The sequence below is a fragment of the Vibrio sp. 10N.222.49.C9 genome, assembly GCF_041474985.1.
Classification (GTDB): Bacteria; Pseudomonadota; Gammaproteobacteria; order Enterobacterales; family Vibrionaceae; genus Vibrio; species Vibrio crassostreae_C.
Map to the genome: position 1 here is coordinate 1 of NZ_JBFRVD010000531.1, position 377 is coordinate 377.

Annotated in this window: 1 protein-coding gene; it reads right to left on the reverse strand. The window is 42.4% G+C overall.

What is annotated here, in order from left to right; genetic code table 11:
• A partial coding sequence (locus tag AB4585_RS24330; protein WP_372171318.1) for a putative nucleotidyltransferase substrate binding domain-containing protein occupies positions 1-377 on the reverse strand: 377 nt, incomplete at both ends.

Consider the following 377-nt stretch of genomic DNA (forward strand, 5'->3'; position numbering starts at 1 on the left):
CTCTACCGCTAAGCCGTAAATTCGCGCCAAATCGATAATGAGGTTAATGGCATACTTCTTAACGTTCAGTGTCTTCTTATTCTCACCCGATTTTTCTAAAACAAGGCTGTTGAAGATACCTAATGGCGGACTGGTATTCACTGCATCGTTTGTCAATGAAACTAAGAACTCTCGGCTGTTACGAATGTTCATATGCATTTCATCGCGGAGTATTTTTTCAAAGTCATTGTTGCCGTAAACGGAACGAATTTCTAAGAATACACTGATGTTAAGCAGGCGCTCGTATTCTGGATTTGCTACCCACTTTTTGTAGTAGTGCTTCCACATGCTAACCGGTTGCAACCATTTCGGGTTTGCCGCCATGTAGTTACCAGGAC